This window comes from Borrelia maritima, from assembly GCF_008931845.1.
GTDB lineage: Bacteria > Spirochaetota > Spirochaetia > Borreliales > Borreliaceae > Borreliella > Borreliella maritima.
In genome coordinates, this window is record NZ_CP044535.1 from 326,663 (window position 1) to 343,616 (window position 16,954).

The window sequence follows — 16,954 nt, forward strand, 5'->3', positions numbered from 1 at the left end:
AAAGATAATAGAAGCCAAGTTATTAGAAGGGTGTATTTATGAATATAAAGAATAAGTTAATATTGATGCTGCGCATTATAGTAGCAATCTCTTTTATCGCATGCAAAACGCCTCCAGAAACAAGAGAGAGTAAAAACGCTAAAATTGCACAGCCAGATAGTAAAAGCTTTCAATTAAGAGATATAAAAGACATTAAAAATGAACTAATAAAAGAGAGAGGCCATCTTTTTTATTCTAAAGAGTTTAACGAAGCTGAAAGATTAGAAGAAGCAATGAAGAAAAATTTTTACCAAAAAAAAGCAAAAGAAGGAAATGAAATTGCACTAAAAGTCCTTGAAAGATACAAAACAATAATAAAAGAAACAAGAGAAAAAAAAGAAAAAACAAATTACCTTAAGGAAAATATTGAAAAGTATCTAAACGATGCAGAAGCAAATGAAGCATATATATGGATTCCATTAGAAATCGACGAAGTAAATAACTTGTATTTTGAAGCAACAAGAAAATATAAAAACTACGATCTTGACAGTGCCCTTGACATGTATAGCAAAGCATTTAACAGAGCACAACAAGCAGCAAAAAATGCTAAAGAAGCTAAAGCTTTAAAAGAAACTGATGAGAGAATGTATAAGCAATTAAAAGCACTCGAAGCGGCTTCTAACTTGCCAATTTACAGCAATAATAGACTTATCAAGCCATCGCCATGGAATGGTAGAGCATTTATTAAAGAAAGAAATAGTCACTTAAATCTTTTAAATATTAATGAAGACACTTATCTTCTTGGAGAAACAGAAATTCAAATACCAATAGTACTAGCATATGAAGAAAAGGTAGAAATATCAAAAACCTCTAAGCCTCAAGAACAATTTAAAACACTAGAACTTATTGAACAATCTAGAAAACTGTGGGAAAAGGGGGTTGAGGCTAAATATGTCAAAAACTTTAGACTTGCCAACGAATTATTTTTAGAATCTGCAAGATACCTTGAAGCTTATCAAAGCAATGCAAGCAGTGAGCTTTATGTAATAAAAATAGGCAATACCTTATGGGGCATTTCTAAAAAATTATACAACGATCCTTACTTATGGCCAAAAATTTGGTTTGCTAACAGACAAAAAATACAAAATCCTGATCTAATTCATTCTAACTGGAAAATAATAATTCCTGCAAAATAAGCAAAACAATCACATAGCAAGGCTTAAAAGCCTTGCTTTCTTGTTTTATATCTAATAAAATTAAATAAAAAACATTCTAAAAGAGACAGAAAATGAAGAAACTAACAGCATTAAACTTAATATTTATTTCATGCTATACAATCAACTTAGAAAAGTTAACAAAAGAAACTCCTTACGGGGTTTATCTCAGAGAAGCTCAAAAAGCTGTAAATGTTAATGATTATAACTCTGCATTAAAAGCATACGAAAAAATGATTCAAAATTTCGCTCACAATCCAAATATAGTTGCTACTGGCAAATATGAAATTGCATTCATATACTATACAATAAACAAAATAGAAAAAGCAAAAAAAATCTTCGGAGAGCTAATAGGAAGTAACATGGAAATGCCCAAATGGGTCAAGCCTTTAGCTAAAAAAATATTAAATAAAATAGATAATAATCAACAATAATAATAATTTTAAAAAATAAAAATTTTTACTGGAATATTATTCCATAAATTGTAATATCTTTTTCCTTTGCAGAATTAATAACATCTTCGTAAACAATAGATCCTCTTGGGTACTCATGAGGAGGTGCGTCTCCTATAACAATGACAAATCTTCTTTCTGCCCGCCAATCAAACTGATTTACAGCGGCATCAATCCCCTCAAAAACAGCTTCTGGATAATCTCCACCGCCACCAACATTAACATATTTAAGAATATTATTTAAATAAGGAATAGTATTAAAATCAAAAGCTTTAGTTAAAAAATCTTCAAGGTAGTCTTTATAAAAAACAAGACCTACCCTATAGAATTTAAACTTTTGAAGTTGCGGTTCTATTATTGAAAATAAATGCTCTTTTAAAATCTCAATATTGTTTTTCATACTATCAGTAACATCAACAACAAGCACTAGATCTAAACCATATTCTGAATCTTCTGAGTTTTTTAAAATTTTTTTTATTTTATCAACAATATCAATGCCATTATTAGCAACAACAACCTCATCCGAAAATTTTGTAAAATTATCCTTTAATTCATTAAATTCAATTTTCCCCTGATTTTGAGCGTCTCTGAAAAACAATTCATAAGCATTATCTTGGTACCTACCTAAATAATCATTATACTTTTTCTCAAAAGATCTTATGGAAAACCAAAAGGGCTCTTTTTTCTTTTTTAATACTTCTAAGTCAATCTCACCGCTTCTTGTTGAAAAATTTGGAAATCCATATTTTAATTTTTTGGGAATCAATATATGGAAAGCTTCTCCAAACTTCTTATTAGGAACAGGGGTGGAAGATGTCAATGATAAAAGTTCTTTATTTCTAATAACCCTTCCATTTAAAATTCGAATTTCATCTCCATTAACCTTATTATAACTTAATGTACGAAATGAATAAGTAGCCACATCTTTTTTCTTATCAGGAATTTCAAAAGATTCTGTCAATATTACTGATTTGATTGAAGGTTTTTTTCTAATAAAAAGATGAAATCCCTCTTCATGAGCCTCAACATAAACATCATCAATCCCTATTTTCAAAGAATTATCTTCAAATCCAGATAAATAAAAGTTAATAAAAAGAAATAAAAAAATTTTCTTCATAAGAAATACCACCCTCATAAATAACTCAAAAGCAATTAATAAGGTCCATATTAAAGTTTTTCGGATAAATTTTCATAAAATAAAACATTCGATTTAGAAAAACTATTTTTAAAAATATTCCTTAGATTTAAGCTAGCAAGATCTTTCCTAACATTTTTTACCATATCATCATCTCTATTTAATATATCAAAAATCTTAGCTGATTCGCTTAAATTGCTAACTCCAGAATTAAAAAGTTTAGTATCTCTTATGGACGAAAAAGAGGCTATTACTTCTACAACTCCAAGATTATTATAAGTCTCAATTTCTTTTAATAAAAGAGTTTTATGATAATCATTTTCTTTAGGATTAAAATTTAAAACATTGGCCTTCTCTAGTTTTAAATTCTGCATAACCCTTAAATAATAACTCCTAGAAGCTAAAAAATCGCCTATTTTATATAGACTTAAGGCAATGGAATTTAAAACTTCGTTACTATTTGAAAACCCTGCCATGCTCTCTACTTTAAATAAGTACTTCAATGCATCATCATAATTATTTTCCCTATAACTAAGCAATCCAACCTTATAGTAAACATCTGGATAATCAACACCCTCATTTATTGCCAATTTGTAAGAAGATATCGCAGAATTAAAGTCATTTAAAGATCTAAGAATATCGCCCTGCTTCTCATAAATTGAAGAAATCTCCTTAGATCCTTTTATAAGGTTATATTTTTTATAAAAAGAATAATCGCTCAAGGCCAAACCAATAATATTGCTAGCTCTAAGAGAATCTTTAGATTTTTCATAAATGTCTGCTAAAATTTTATAAGCCAATATTTTGTCCCCAGCATCTTCAATTGAATTTTTCTGCCTAAAACTATTTAATGCTTTAAGCAAATATACTTCGGCTTTCTTAAAATCTCCTATGTAATACGAATATCTTCCGCTTTCAAAAAGCGCCTTGTCGTAATTAGGATTTTTATTTAATATTTTCCTGAGAATGTATTCAATCTCTGAATTCATGTTAACATTATTGTCAAGCTTAAAAATAGTTCTGCCATCAGTTCTTTTAAAATCAGAGAATTCCTTATTCAATAAATTTATTTGTCCATTAAGATAATTTAAATTTATAGCAAGATTGTTTGCTCTTTGATTATAAGTCACAAAAGAAATATACTTATCTACCAGCTTTTTAGCATATTTTGTGTAAACAACTTCATTAACATCTAAAATTTCATTGGACTTGATAAAATTATTAACATTATCAGACTCAGTATCTAAACCAGCTTCAATATAAGCATTAAAAAGTTTAAATAAAATTTCCTTTTTTTGTCCGTACTTTGAAAGCACAACCGTATAACTATTAATACTATCCTTATAGTAGTTAGAATTTGTCTTAGCCCACTTAAAATAATTATCTCCCTTTAGCACCAAAGCATCATAATCATAAAGATCATAAGATATAACCTCATCAAGTATTGAATTGGCCTCAGAATATTCTCCAAGACTAATTTTCATAGAAGCATATGAAATATATCCTTCCTTATTAAACTTTTTTCGCCTTCTACTTGCAGAATCTTCAGAAAAAGGCTCAATTGTAAACAATTCTTCATACTTCTCCTCAGCGCTATCAAAATCTCTGATTTCTTCAAACGCTTTAGCATAACTAACAAACCATTTATCATCAGGCCTAATGTAATAGGCGTCTCTAAAAATAGCTTTCGCAAGCTCTCTTTTATTTTCATATATAGATTTTATGCCCTCTTTATACTTACTCTCAGAAGCAATATAAAAAAATACTACATCTACTATAAAGTATAAGGAAACTAAAACCAAAACAACGAAAAAAGAAGCTATTTTTATCAGGGGCAATAAAGCTCTTGAAACTCTATAGCTCAATTTCTGTTGAAGCTTGCTAAATTCTTCCGCTTTAAAATAAATTAAGGGCAATTTAATAGATCGCCCAACAATATCTCCTACAAACTTAGCAATTAATTTCAACCCTTTTTGATTTTTTTCAACAAGATCAATTAACGCTTCAAGTTTATACCTTGAAACATTCTCCTTTGTTAAAGCCTCAGCAATTGCAATTCTTAAATTTCTAGGATAAGAATTCAAATGTCTTAAAAATAATGGATAATTAACCTTAAATTCAAAACGTTTGGAATTTGCATTTTGACTATACTCTAAAAATTTAAAATCATCTGCAACATTTTCAAAATCATTGTCATCGATACCCAAATTTAAATTGTCTGCTAAAAACATCTCTGGTTGTTCATCTTTTTGAATTTTATCACTTACAGTATCATCAATATTAAATTCATTGGATTCTAAAAAATCATCATCCATTGCAACAAAAGAATTATTATTGCCTTGCTTGTTAACCAATTCTTCAGAATTAAATTCTGAAGAATTAGTTAACTTATCAAAATCAATCTCAGAAGCATTTTCTAAATCAATAGAATTATCATCAAGAACTCTGTCAATATTGTTTTCCAAATAATCATTAGAAGAAACGTCAAAATCATTATTCAAAGCTGAAAGCTCTGAATCCACATCAACTCTTAAGTTAGAATTGCTTAAAGGCAAATTGTTATTAAAAATGTCAGAATAGGGCAATTTATCCTCATTCTCAAGAGCATCAAGCATAAAATTTAAATCAATCTCATCATCATTTTCTTCCAAAGCAAGATCCTCGCTACTTATCCAAGGAACAATATTCTCTCCAAGTTCAGGAAGATTAACATCCATACTAATACCAAAAGATTCTTTGGATGATCTCTCATTAGAGAGATCATCCAATACTTCTCTTTTAAACTGTTTTATTTTATCTATATCAGGCATATTGCAATCAAATTCCTAGTTCATTAAAGCTTCTTCTTGTATACTTCAAATCCTTCTTTGTGAAGCTCATTAAAGCGATTTTCTAAATCTTCAGCAATTTTTAACCCCAAAGCTTCCTTTGTAATCTCTATCTGACCATCTTTTAAAGTCTTTAAAACTTTATCCCTATACTCAACGATACTCATAACCTTATCAGCATTGTATATAAGAGAATCTCTTTTAAAAACATCATGCGACATATCACCATCTTCAGAAACTTCTAGAACATTTCCATTAATTCCAACCATCAAATAATAATCAAAAATTTTAAAATAATTAACGATTTCTAAAATTATTTTTTTTGTTTCAGGCTTTCCTTTCCTATATCTAGTCGCCGTGGGGAAAATAAGTATAATGTACCCACTATTTTTCTTTTCATAAATATATTTCATAGAATTAGCATTAAAAACACGTCTTTGCCTAGCATGTTCTAAGCCAATCCCAATAAATGAATGCGGTGGATACACTAATATTGCATTGTATCCTAAAGAAAGAGTTTTAACAAATAAATTATCCCTGAAAAGCTTAACTCCGGCTATTGGAATAATATGATCTGCAATATCACGATAGCCCATTTTGTAAAGTAAAAATTGGAAACAGGGAAAATCAAAATTGCTGTAATGCTCCATTAATATAATTGAAGACTTACCAGATTTGGCCTTTTGGTAAAGTTCTAAAATATTTTGAATACCAACAATGGTAGATCCACTCTCAAGAAGTCTCTCTATCATTCTGTCTGCCAATCTTCTGCTATTAGGGTCTGCATTACGATAAGACTTATCTAAATAATTAACATTTTCAACAGACTTAAATTGACTTACAAAGTCGCTCTCCATATCTTTAAAATATTTATCAAAACTTTCATTTTGTACAAACATAAAATTAGCACCTTTTAAAGCATTATATAATGCCACTTAATCATTAGTTACATCATTTTATTTATTACGAACAAACAACTATGTAAAGCCAATAACAAATAACTAATATTAAACAAGCATACATTTTTGAAAACATTTATCACCCATTATAACTTATTTATTACACAAGTTAAAGTAAAATTTAAAATCACAATAATAGGCAAAATAGCAACAAAAACCATTAAATTTATTCGACTTTTATTAGACTTTTTTTATTATAATAATTAAAGTAAAATTTAAACATAAGACAAATCAAATTATCGGAGGCATAGATTTAAAAGCAAAATAAAGTAAAGATTCTTTATTAAAAAAGATTAATAAAGAATCAGAACAAAAAATATATAAATATATTGAAAAAGGAAAATCCTATGAAATACACAAAAATAGTCTTAATGTTAACTATTTTCTCTTTAATAGCCTGTATGAATGATACCAAAAAAGAAAAAATAGTTTTTAGATTATCAAATTTAAGTGAACCATCATCAATTGATCCTCAGCTCTCAACAGACTTTTACGGCAGCAATATCATTATAAACCTATTCTTAGGTCTAGCAACAAAAGATTCACAAACTGGGAAATATAAACCGGGACTTGCAAAAAACTGGGATATTTCTGAAGATGGAAATGTTTACACATTCCACTTAAGAGAAGATATAGTTTGGAGCGATGGACTTGCCATTACCGCTGAAGAAATAAAAAAATCATATTTAAGAATTTTAAATAAAAAAACAGCTGCACTGTATGCTAATTTATTAAAATCCACAATAAAAAACGCACAAGAGTATTTTGATGAAACAGTACCTGAAACTGAGCTTGGAATAAAAGCTATTGACAGCAAAACCTTAGAAATAACACTAACATCTCCAAAACCTTATTTCCCCGATATGCTAACGAACTCAGCATTCATACCAGTTCCAATGCATGTTGTTGAAAAATATGGAGAAAACTGGACAAATCCTGAAAATATAGTTGTTAGTGGAGCATACAAACTTAAAGAAAGATCAATTAACGATAAAATAATAATAGAAAAAAATGAAAAGTATTATAATGCAAAAAACGTAGAGATTGATGAAGTAGTATTTTACCCAACAGAAGGTAATGTGGCTTACAATATGTACATAAACGGTGAAATCGATTTTCTACAAGGAGCAGAAAAAAATAATCTAGAAGAAATGAGAATAAGAGATGATTATTACTCCGGACCAAAAAATGGAATGGCATACATAGCATTCAATACAACCATAAAGCCATTAGATAATTCAAAAGTTAGACAAGCCCTCTCACTTGCTATTGATAGAGAAACTTTGGCTAAAGTGGTTTTAAAAGGAAGCTCAGATCCAACAAGAAACTTAACTCCAAAATTTGATGATTATTCTTATGGAAAAAAGTTAGCATTATTTGATCCTGATAATGCAAAAAAACTTTTAGCTGAAGCTGGATTTCCAGATGGAAAAGGATTCCCCACATTAAAATATAAAATCTCAGGGGGAAGAACAACAACAGCAGAATTCTTACAAGAACAGTTTAAAAAAATACTTAACATTAACATGGAAATTGAAAATGAAGAATGGACAACATTTTTAGGAAGCAGAAGAAATGGAAATTACCAAATGTCAAGCGTGGGATGGATAGGAGACTATTTTGATCCTTTAACGTTCTTAGAAAGTCTATTTACAACAGAAAATCATTTCTTTGGAGCATACAAATATTCAAACAAAGAGTATGATGCTTTAATAAAAAAATCTAATTTGGAAATTGATCCAATAAAAAGACAAGACATTTTAAGAGAAGCGGAAGCAATAATAGTAGAAAAAGATTTTCCTATGGCACCTTTAGTTGTACCTAAATCCCATTACCTTTTCAGAAATGATAAATGGACAGGGTGGATGCCAAATATTGCAGAAAGCTACTTATACGAAGATATTAAAACTAAAAAATAATAAAATAAGTAATTTTAAAATTAAGATTTAAAATTAATATCTATAAAAGTGCATTTATAAAATTAAAGTTAAATTTTAAAGTTAGCTTTAAAATGGAGGTATAAAAAATTATGAAATTACAAAAGTCATTATTTTCAATAATATTTTTTCTAGCTTTTCTTTGTTGTAATAATGAGAAAAAACAAGAAGGAGTATCATTTAAAATAAGCTTGGGGGCAGAGCCAAGCAGTCTCGACCCTCAATTAGCAGATGATAACGTTGCATCAAAAATGCTAGACACAATGTTTAGGGGACTTATTACAGGCGATCCTGATACGGGGGGAAACAAGCCAGGACTTGCAAAAGATTGGAATATTTCTTCTGACGGAACAGTTTACACATTTAACCTAAGAGAAAAAATTACCTGGAGTGATGGGGTTGAAATTACTGCAGAAGGAATTAGAAAATCTTATCTTAGAATTTTGAATAAAGAAACTGGCTCAAAGTATGTTGAAATGGTTAAATCAACAATTAAAAATGGTCAAAAATATTTTGATGGTCAAGTATCTGACTCTGAACTTGGAATTAGGACAATTGACAAAAAAACATTAGAAATAACATTAGAATCACCAAAACCTTATTTTATTGATATGCTAGTACACCAATCATTTATTCCAGTACCAGTTCATGTTACCGAAAAGTACGGACAAAGCTGGACAAGTCCTGAAAACATGGTTACTAGCGGTCCTTTTAAATTAAAAGAAAGAATTCCTAACGAAAAATATGTACTTGAAAAAAATGACAAATACTACAACTCAAACGAAGTAGAAGTACAAAACATTACATTTTATACAACAAATGATAATTCAACAGCATACAAAATGTATGAAAATAAAGAGCTAGATGCAATATTTGGCTCCATACCACCCGACTTAATTAAAGATCTAAAATTAAGAAACGATTATTACTCATCGGCTGTTAATGCCATATACTTTTACGCATTTAACACACATATTAAACCACTTGACAATGTTAAAGTTAGAAAAGCTTTAACTCTTGCTATTGACAGAGAAACGCTCACATATAAAGTTCTTGACAACGGGACTACTCCTACAAGAAGAGCAACTCCCAACTTTAGCTCATATTCTTATGCAAAAAATTTAGAATTATTTAATCCTGAAATTGCAAAAAACCTTCTAGCTGAGGCTGGATACCCAGATGGAAATGGATTTCCCATTTTAAAATTAAAATATAATACAAGCGAAGCAAATAAAAAAATTTGTGAATTTATTCAAAACCAGTGGAAAAAAAATTTAAATATTAATGTAGAGCTTGAAAATGAAGAGTGGACAACTTACTTAAACGCCAAAGCAAACGGAAATTATGAAATAGCAAGAGCAGGATGGATAGGGGACTATGCTGATCCTTCGACATTTTTAAACATATTCACACAAGGATACACACAATTTTCATCTCACAATTACTCAAACTCAGAATACAACGAACTTATTAAAAAATCCGATCTTGAACTTGATCCAATGAAAAGACAAGAAATTCTAAGACAAGCAGAAGAGATAATAATTGAAAAAGATTTTCCAATAGCACCAATATACATATATGGAAACAGTTACCTTTTCAGAAATGATAAGTGGGCAGGGTGGAATACCAATATTTCAGAAAGATTTGATTTATCTCAACTAAAATTAAAAAAGTAAATAATTAACATTTCATTTAATTAAATAAAAATCGTCTATTAATCCATTTTTATAGGCGATTTTTATTGACTTTTTTCTAAAAAGAATATAGCTTAAATTAGTAAATAATTATAATTTGGGAAAAGGTTAAAATGAAGTTTAATATAACTAAAAATAAAAAAATCAGTGAAAAAATTAAGATGGCAATATTAATTGTACTTGCCATGTTTTTAATTACATGTAATAACAATTCCAAAAAAGAAAAATTATCATTTAAAGTGTACATAGGGGGAGCTCCTTCGTCGCTTGACCCACAATTAGTAGATGAAACAATCGGAGCAAGAATTTTAGAACAAATATTCTCGGGGCTTTTAACATTAAATACTAAAACAGGAAAGATTAAGCCCGGACTTGCTAAAAATTGGGAAGTCTCAAAAGATAAAAAAACATATCAATTTTACCTAAGGGACAACCTTGTTTGGAGCGATGGAGTTGAAATCACTGCTGAAGGGATAAGAAAGTCTTTTTTAAGAATTTTAAATAAAACAACAGAATCTACAAATGTTGACATGCTTAAATCAATAATAAAAAATGGACAAGAGTATTTTGACGGGAAAGTATCTGATTCTGAACTTGGAATTAAGGCAATTGATAACAAAACATTAGAAATAACACTTACGGCTCCAAAACCATATTTTCTTGAATTACTTCTACATCATGCATTCATGCCAGTGCCGATTCATGTTATTGAAAAACATAAGGGAAATTGGACAAGCCCTGAAAACATGGTTACCAGCGGTCCTTTTAAATTAAAAAAAAGATTACCTAATGAAAAAATTATATTTGAAAAAAACGAACACTATTACAATGCAAAAGAAGTAGAACTTGAAGAACTTGTATACATTACATCTGACAATGATCTGACCGTATACAATATGTACAAAAATAACGAAATTGACGCTATTTTTAACAGCATTCCACCAGACATTGTAAATGAAATAAAACTACAAAATGACTATTACCAACACAAAAGCAATGCAATTTATTTATACTCATTTAATACAAAAATAAAGCCTCTTGATGATGTTCGAGTTAGAGAAGCTTTAACATTAGCTATTGACAGAGAAACTCTAACTTATAAAGTATTAAATGATGGCACAGTTCCAACAAGAGAAATAACTCCTGATCTTGAAAGCTACAATTATGGCAAAAAATTGGCTTTATTTGATCCTGAAAAATCTAAAAAGCTTTTAACAAAAGCCGGATATCCCAATGGAAAAGGATTTCCAACACTAACCTTAAAGTATAATACAAACGAAACTCATAAAAAAATTGCTGCATTTATTCAAAACCAATGGAAAAAAATTTTAAACATAAATATTATGCTTGTTAATGAAAATTGGCCTGTTCTTACAAATAGTAGAAATACAGGTAATTTTGAAATCATAAGAGTTGGACGTATTGGAGAATATTTAGATCCACACACATACTTCACTATATTCACAAGCGAAAATTCACAACTTGCATCTTACAGATATTCAAACCCAGAATTTGACAAGCTAATCAGAAAATCGGATTTTGAAAAAGATCCAATAAAGAGGAAAAACTTGCTCAGAAAAGCAGAATCAATAATAATTGAAAAAGATTTCCCTGCAGCACCAATATACATATATTCTGGACACTATCTTTTCAGAAACGACAAATGGACTGGGTGGAATCCGAATATATCAGAAGTTTATTATTTCTCTGAATTAAAACCAATTAAAAATGCAAAACTAAATTAATTAATTTTTCAAATGGCTATTAGGCTAATATATTAAAAATATTTAAGTCTAATATAAAAGAAAGCTGGCCAAATTACACTTAAGAGAATGGCCTTGTTTAAAACAAAAAATATGCGGATAATACTCAAGATTCTAAGGAATTTCGCCTTAGAATCTTGAACAAAAAAGCAAATCTTTCTTAAATTAATTAGTTACAATGTAAATAGTTTTCTATTCTATCAAAAATTATTAATTACGGCTTGAAAAACAATAAATACTATATGATATAATTGATTAATATACACTATTGCTAATATCCATTTACAAAGGAGCAAAAATGTTAAAGTTCACTTTAAAAAAAATAATAGGAATAATACCAACTTTACTAGTAATAATTTTTTTATGCTTTTTTGTAATGAGAATGGCTCCTGGAAGCCCATTTGATTCTGAAAAACCTATTGACCCTCAAGTAAAAGCAAGATTAATGGAAAAATATCACCTTGACAAACCTTTTTATATTCAAGCATTTTATTATATTTCAAACGCTCTTAAGGGAGATCTGGGACCTTCTTTAAAAAAGAAAGACCTCACAGTTAATCAATACATAAAATTAGGATTTCCAAAATCACTTACACTTGGAATAATATCCCTCATTATATCACTATCAATAGGAATACCAATAGGAATAATAGCTGCTATTTATAAAAATACTTATATAGATTATATAATAACATCAATAGCAATACTGGGAATTTCTATACCATTATTTGTAATAGGACCAATTTTACAATACTTTTTTGCAATTAAATGGGGCTTATTTTACACCTCAGGATGGATTACAGAAAGAGGGAGATTTTTAAATTTAATTCTACCTATAATAACTCTTAGCATGCCTAATATAGCCATTTTTGCAAGAATAATCAGAGGCTCAATGCTAGAAATAATACAGAGCGACTTTATAAGAACTGCACGCGCAAAAGGACTAAGCTTTAAAACAATAGTTATAAAACACATGTTAAGAGGAGCAATGCTACCTGTAGTAAGCTATATAGGCCCAGCATTCGCTGCTATAATCTCTGGAAGCGTGGTTATTGAAAAAATATTTAGAATTGCTGGAATGGGGATGTTTATAACAGAGTCTGCATTAAACAGAGATTACCCAGTATTAATGGGGGGATTGTTAGTATATTCAGTAATACTTCTTATTTCTATATTAATATCAGACATTATATATAAGCTACTAGATCCAAGAGTATAGGGGGAAATCAAAATGAATAACCTTGAAACACAAAATGAAAAAAACAATTCTAAAATAGAAAGAAGAGCTTGGTCAAGATTTAAAGAAAATAAACTAGCATTTGGAAGTCTTTTTGTAATTGGATTTTATATATCAATTGCCATTTTACAACCAATATTGCCAATATATAAATACCATACTCAAATAGTAGAGCATTCTGATTTACCGCCATCTTTCCAGGCTGCTGGAGAACTCTGGTACAATAAAGAAAAAAAATTTATTGAAAAATTAGCAAAAAAAGAAAAAAGAGAAATAAATGAAGAGGAACTAAAAAAACTCGAAGACATAAAAAGCAAAATAGAAAATGAAATTCAAATAATAGATAAAAGGGAAGTAAAAATACACAAAAGAGTTTATCTGCTTGGTACAGACAATCTTGGAAGAGATTTGCTTGCAAGATTAATACAAGGAAGTCAAATTTCTCTTTCTGTAGGATTTATTGGAGCTTTTTTGTCTATGATAATAGGAACTATTCTAGGCTCAATAGCGGGATTTTTTGGGGGACTGCCTGATAAAATAATAACTAAAGCAATCGAAATTCTTTATGTACTACCCTATTTGCTTATTGTAATAATACTAATGGCAATAATGGAAAGAAGTATAATAGGACTATTTATAGCACTTGCATTTGTATCATGGCTAACAGTAGCTAGAGTTGTACGAGGACAAGTACAATCACTATCAAGCTCAGAATTTATACAGGCAGCTAAAACACTTGGCGCAACAAATAAAAGAATAATCTTAAAACATTTAATCCCTAATAGCATAGGAATGATAGTTATATTCACAACAATAAGAGTTCCAAGCTTTATTATGGCTGAAGCATTTTTATCCTTTTTAGGACTTGGAATTTCAGCACCAATGACAAGTTGGGGAGAATTAGTACAAAATGGAATTGCTACATTTGTTGAATATCCATGGAAAGTTTTTATTCCAGCCATAGTTATGACAATATTTTTATTATTTATGAACTTTTTAGGTGATGGGTTAAGAGATGCATTTGATCCAAAAGATAGCATCTAAGGAAAAATTGAATGGAAAAAGAAAATAAAAACATATTAGAAATAAAAAATTTAGCAATTGAATTTAGATTAAAACATACAACAATTCACCCGGTAAGAAATATTAACCTATCCGTAAAAAGAGGAGAAATTAGAGCTATTGTTGGAGAGTCTGGAAGTGGAAAATCCGTAACAAGCATGGCTATTTTAAAATTATTGCCAGAACTTACAACGGTATATAAAAGTGGCGAAATACTATTTGAAAATCAAGATCTACTAAAGCTTAGCGAAAAAGAACTTTTAAAAATCAGAGGGAATAAAATATCAATGATATTCCAAGACCCAATGACTTCATTAAACCCGTTTTTAAGAATATCAACTCAACTTGAAGAAACAATAATCTTGCACCAAAAATTGGGGAAAAAAGAAGCCAAAGAAAAAGCAATAGAAATGTTAAAAACTGTTGGCGTTGTAAACGCAGAAGAGAGGATAAAACACTTCCCACATCAATTTTCGGGAGGAATGAGGCAAAGAGTCATGATTGCCATGGCACTTAGCTGTCATCCATCTTTACTAATAGCAGATGAACCGACAACAGCGCTCGACGTTACAATCCAAGAGCAAATATTGTTATTAATTAAAAGTCTATCTAAGAGATTTAATACTTCTACTATATTCATAACTCATGATCTTGCAGTTGTTGCCGAAATTTGCGATACAGTGTCTGTCATGTATCAAGGAAAAATTGTAGAAGAAGGAACAGTAGAGGAAATATTTAGCAATCCTAAACACCCTTACACTATTGGGCTTTTAAAATCAATTCTTACGCTAGAACAAGACCCAAATAAAAAACTTTATTCAATAAAAGAAAATCCCATTAAAACCACAAAAACCAGTATTGAGGAGTTTTAAATGAACAATAAAAAAGAAATAATTCTTAAAGTAGAAAACTTAATACAAACATTCAAAACTGGAGAAGATTTTTTATTTTGGAAAAACAGACAAAAAGTAAATGCGGTAAACAATGTTAGCTTTGAAGTTGAAAAAAATAAAACTTTGGGACTCGTGGGAGAATCTGGCTGTGGCAAATCTACTACTCTTCGCTCAATAATGCAGCTTTACACACCAACTTCTGGAAATATTTACTTTAACAACAAAAACATAACTAAACTTTCAAAAAGAGAGCTCTTAAAAACAAAAAAAGATATGCAAATGGTATTCCAAGATCCTCATACCTCACTTGATCCAAGAATGACAATAAAAGACATAATAGCAGAACCACTAGAAATATACAATGAAAACAAAATTCTTCCAAAAACAAAACAAGAAATAGAGCAAAGAGTAAACGAATTAACAGACATTGTTGGATTGCATAAAAGTATGTTAACCAGATATCCTCATGAATTTTCAGGAGGACAAAGACAAAGGATAGGAATTGCTAGAGCGTTGGCTTTAAATCCTAAGCTTTTACTTTTAGACGAAGCAGTTTCTGCGCTTGATGTATCAATTAGAGCTCAAATTTTAAATCTGCTAAAAAACTTGCAAAAAGAATTCAATTTGTCTTATTTATTTATTTCTCACGATCTTGCTGTAGTAAAATATATGAGTGACAAAATAGCTGTAATGTACCTTGGAATTATCCTGGAACTTGCTCCCAGAGAAACACTATTTTCAAATCCAATTCATCCATATACTAAAATGTTAATAGCATCAATTCCTGAAATCAACCCTGAAAAAAGAAAAAATAAAACTATAAAACTAGACGAACAAACTCTGGCAAACATTAGGAAAATTCATTTAACAACTCAAGTACACGAAAAACTTGAAGAAGTAGAAAAAGATCACTTTGTATCTAAATACCTTTTTGATGAAATGAATAAATAACTCAAAAGCTTACTTATGATCAAAATAAGAGACTTCAAAATCTATTTTATTATCAATACCCTCAACAAAGTATAAATTAATTCTATTAACATTATTTTTATCTATTACTTTGTTACCAGAATCAATAAAATAATAATAAATTCTATCTTTGGGTAAATTTTTAAGCTTAATAGTATAAATTCCCTTATTATCTTCTTTTTCAATAAGTCTATTTAAAAACGGATTAAAATTATTAAAACTGCCAGCTATTGTAACTATTTGTCCAGGACGACCTATATAAAAAATTTCAATCTCATTATTATCATACGATTTTATTGGATTCCTCAAAGAAATATAACTAGACTTCTCTTTAGCAACCTCAATTCTAGAAAATGGAGTTAAATCTTCATTGTAAACCACATTTTTATTATACTCGTCATTAGTCCAAACACCGTCTATAATAAGCCTATATTTTATATCGCTTGTGCCATGAGGAATATTAACTTTAACAAAAAAAACTCCATACTCATTTTTTTTGAATAAATATTTCTTAGAATACTGATCAAAATCAAAGGCAGCAAAAATTTTCCTAATTTCCCTATTGGGGGGGTAAAACAATAATATGCGCTTGGAATCAACCATTGGCTCAAAATTGTCTTTTCTTGTTGAAACTTCTAAAAATTCATTTAAACTCAAATCAAAATTATAAAATGCATAATCATCTGAAAAAAGACTGTTAATACATAAAAATACAAAAACTAATAAATAAAAACATCTTTCTTTCATAGATTATAAACAAAGGTCAAAATAATTCTTTTTACAAAATACTACACATTTAGACTCTTTAACATTATACTAAAAACATAAATTA

General features: G+C 29.2%; 13 protein-coding genes. 9 read left to right on the plus strand and 4 right to left on the minus strand.

Annotated elements, in window-relative coordinates; genetic code table 11:
- Positions 1-38: 38 nt before the first annotated feature.
- Complete coding sequence (locus DB723_RS01585) at positions 39-1,175, plus strand: LysM peptidoglycan-binding domain-containing protein (protein WP_151551670.1); 1,137 nt, start codon at positions 39-41, stop codon at positions 1,173-1,175.
- A 92-nt stretch (positions 1,176-1,267) separates the two neighbouring features.
- Entirely contained in the window at positions 1,268-1,627 is a 360-nt protein-coding gene (locus tag DB723_RS01590; RefSeq protein ID WP_151551672.1) for a tetratricopeptide repeat protein, read from the plus strand.
- A gap of 25 nt (positions 1,628-1,652) precedes the next feature.
- Here DB723_RS01590 and DB723_RS01595 read toward each other — a convergent pair whose 3' ends face one another.
- From DB723_RS01595 to DB723_RS01605, 3 genes are read right to left on the minus strand one after another with little or no spacing between them, the layout of a single operon-like run.
- The gene (locus DB723_RS01595; protein ID WP_151551674.1) at positions 1,653-2,762 is read right to left on the minus strand and encodes a VWA domain-containing protein; all 1,110 of its coding nucleotides are present in this window, start codon (positions 2,760-2,762) and stop codon (positions 1,653-1,655) included.
- 50 nt (positions 2,763-2,812) lie between these two features.
- Entirely contained in the window at positions 2,813-5,590 is a 2,778-nt protein-coding gene (flcA, locus tag DB723_RS01600; protein WP_151551676.1) for a periplasmic flagellar collar protein FlcA, read from the minus strand.
- Positions 5,591-5,613: 23 nt separating this feature from the next.
- Positions 5,614-6,507 carry a 1-acyl-sn-glycerol-3-phosphate acyltransferase gene (locus DB723_RS01605; protein ID WP_151551678.1) on the minus strand — a complete coding sequence of 298 codons (894 nt, stop codon included), beginning with the start codon at positions 6,505-6,507 and terminating at the stop codon, positions 5,614-5,616.
- Between the two features lie 407 nt (positions 6,508-6,914).
- Here DB723_RS01605 and DB723_RS01610 point away from each other — a divergent pair, with 407 nt between their 5' ends.
- The 7 genes from DB723_RS01610 to DB723_RS01640 all read left to right on the plus strand — a co-directional run bounded on the left by DB723_RS01610 (position 6,915) and on the right by DB723_RS01640 (position 16,104).
- Positions 6,915-8,486 carry a peptide ABC transporter substrate-binding protein gene (locus DB723_RS01610; protein WP_151551679.1) on the plus strand — a complete coding sequence of 524 codons (1,572 nt, stop codon included), beginning with the start codon at positions 6,915-6,917 and terminating at the stop codon, positions 8,484-8,486.
- 110 nt (positions 8,487-8,596) lie between these two features.
- Entirely contained in the window at positions 8,597-10,180 is a 1,584-nt protein-coding gene (locus DB723_RS01615) for a peptide ABC transporter substrate-binding protein (protein WP_151551681.1), read from the plus strand.
- Between the two features lie 131 nt (positions 10,181-10,311).
- Entirely contained in the window at positions 10,312-11,943 is a 1,632-nt protein-coding gene (locus DB723_RS01620) for a peptide ABC transporter substrate-binding protein (protein ID WP_151551682.1), read from the plus strand.
- 316 nt (positions 11,944-12,259) lie between these two features.
- Entirely contained in the window at positions 12,260-13,180 is a 921-nt protein-coding gene (locus DB723_RS01625) for an ABC transporter permease (protein WP_151551684.1), read from the plus strand.
- Between the two features lie 12 nt (positions 13,181-13,192).
- On the plus strand, positions 13,193-14,242 hold the full coding sequence (locus tag DB723_RS01630; RefSeq protein ID WP_151551686.1) for an ABC transporter permease: 1,050 nt from the start codon (positions 13,193-13,195) through the stop codon (positions 14,240-14,242).
- 11 nt (positions 14,243-14,253) lie between these two features.
- Positions 14,254-15,132 (plus strand): ABC transporter ATP-binding protein, encoded by an 879-nt coding sequence (locus DB723_RS01635; protein WP_151551688.1) that lies wholly within the window; start codon positions 14,254-14,256, stop codon positions 15,130-15,132.
- A complete protein-coding gene (locus DB723_RS01640; RefSeq protein ID WP_151551689.1) occupies positions 15,133-16,104 on the plus strand; it encodes an ATP-binding cassette domain-containing protein in 972 nt (323 codons plus the stop codon).
- A 9-nt stretch (positions 16,105-16,113) separates the two neighbouring features.
- Here the strand turns inward: DB723_RS01640 and DB723_RS01645 are convergent, their stop codons facing one another.
- The gene (locus DB723_RS01645) at positions 16,114-16,869 is read right to left on the minus strand and encodes an early set domain-containing protein (RefSeq protein WP_151551691.1); all 756 of its coding nucleotides are present in this window, start codon (positions 16,867-16,869) and stop codon (positions 16,114-16,116) included.
- Positions 16,870-16,954: the final 85 nt, after the last annotated feature.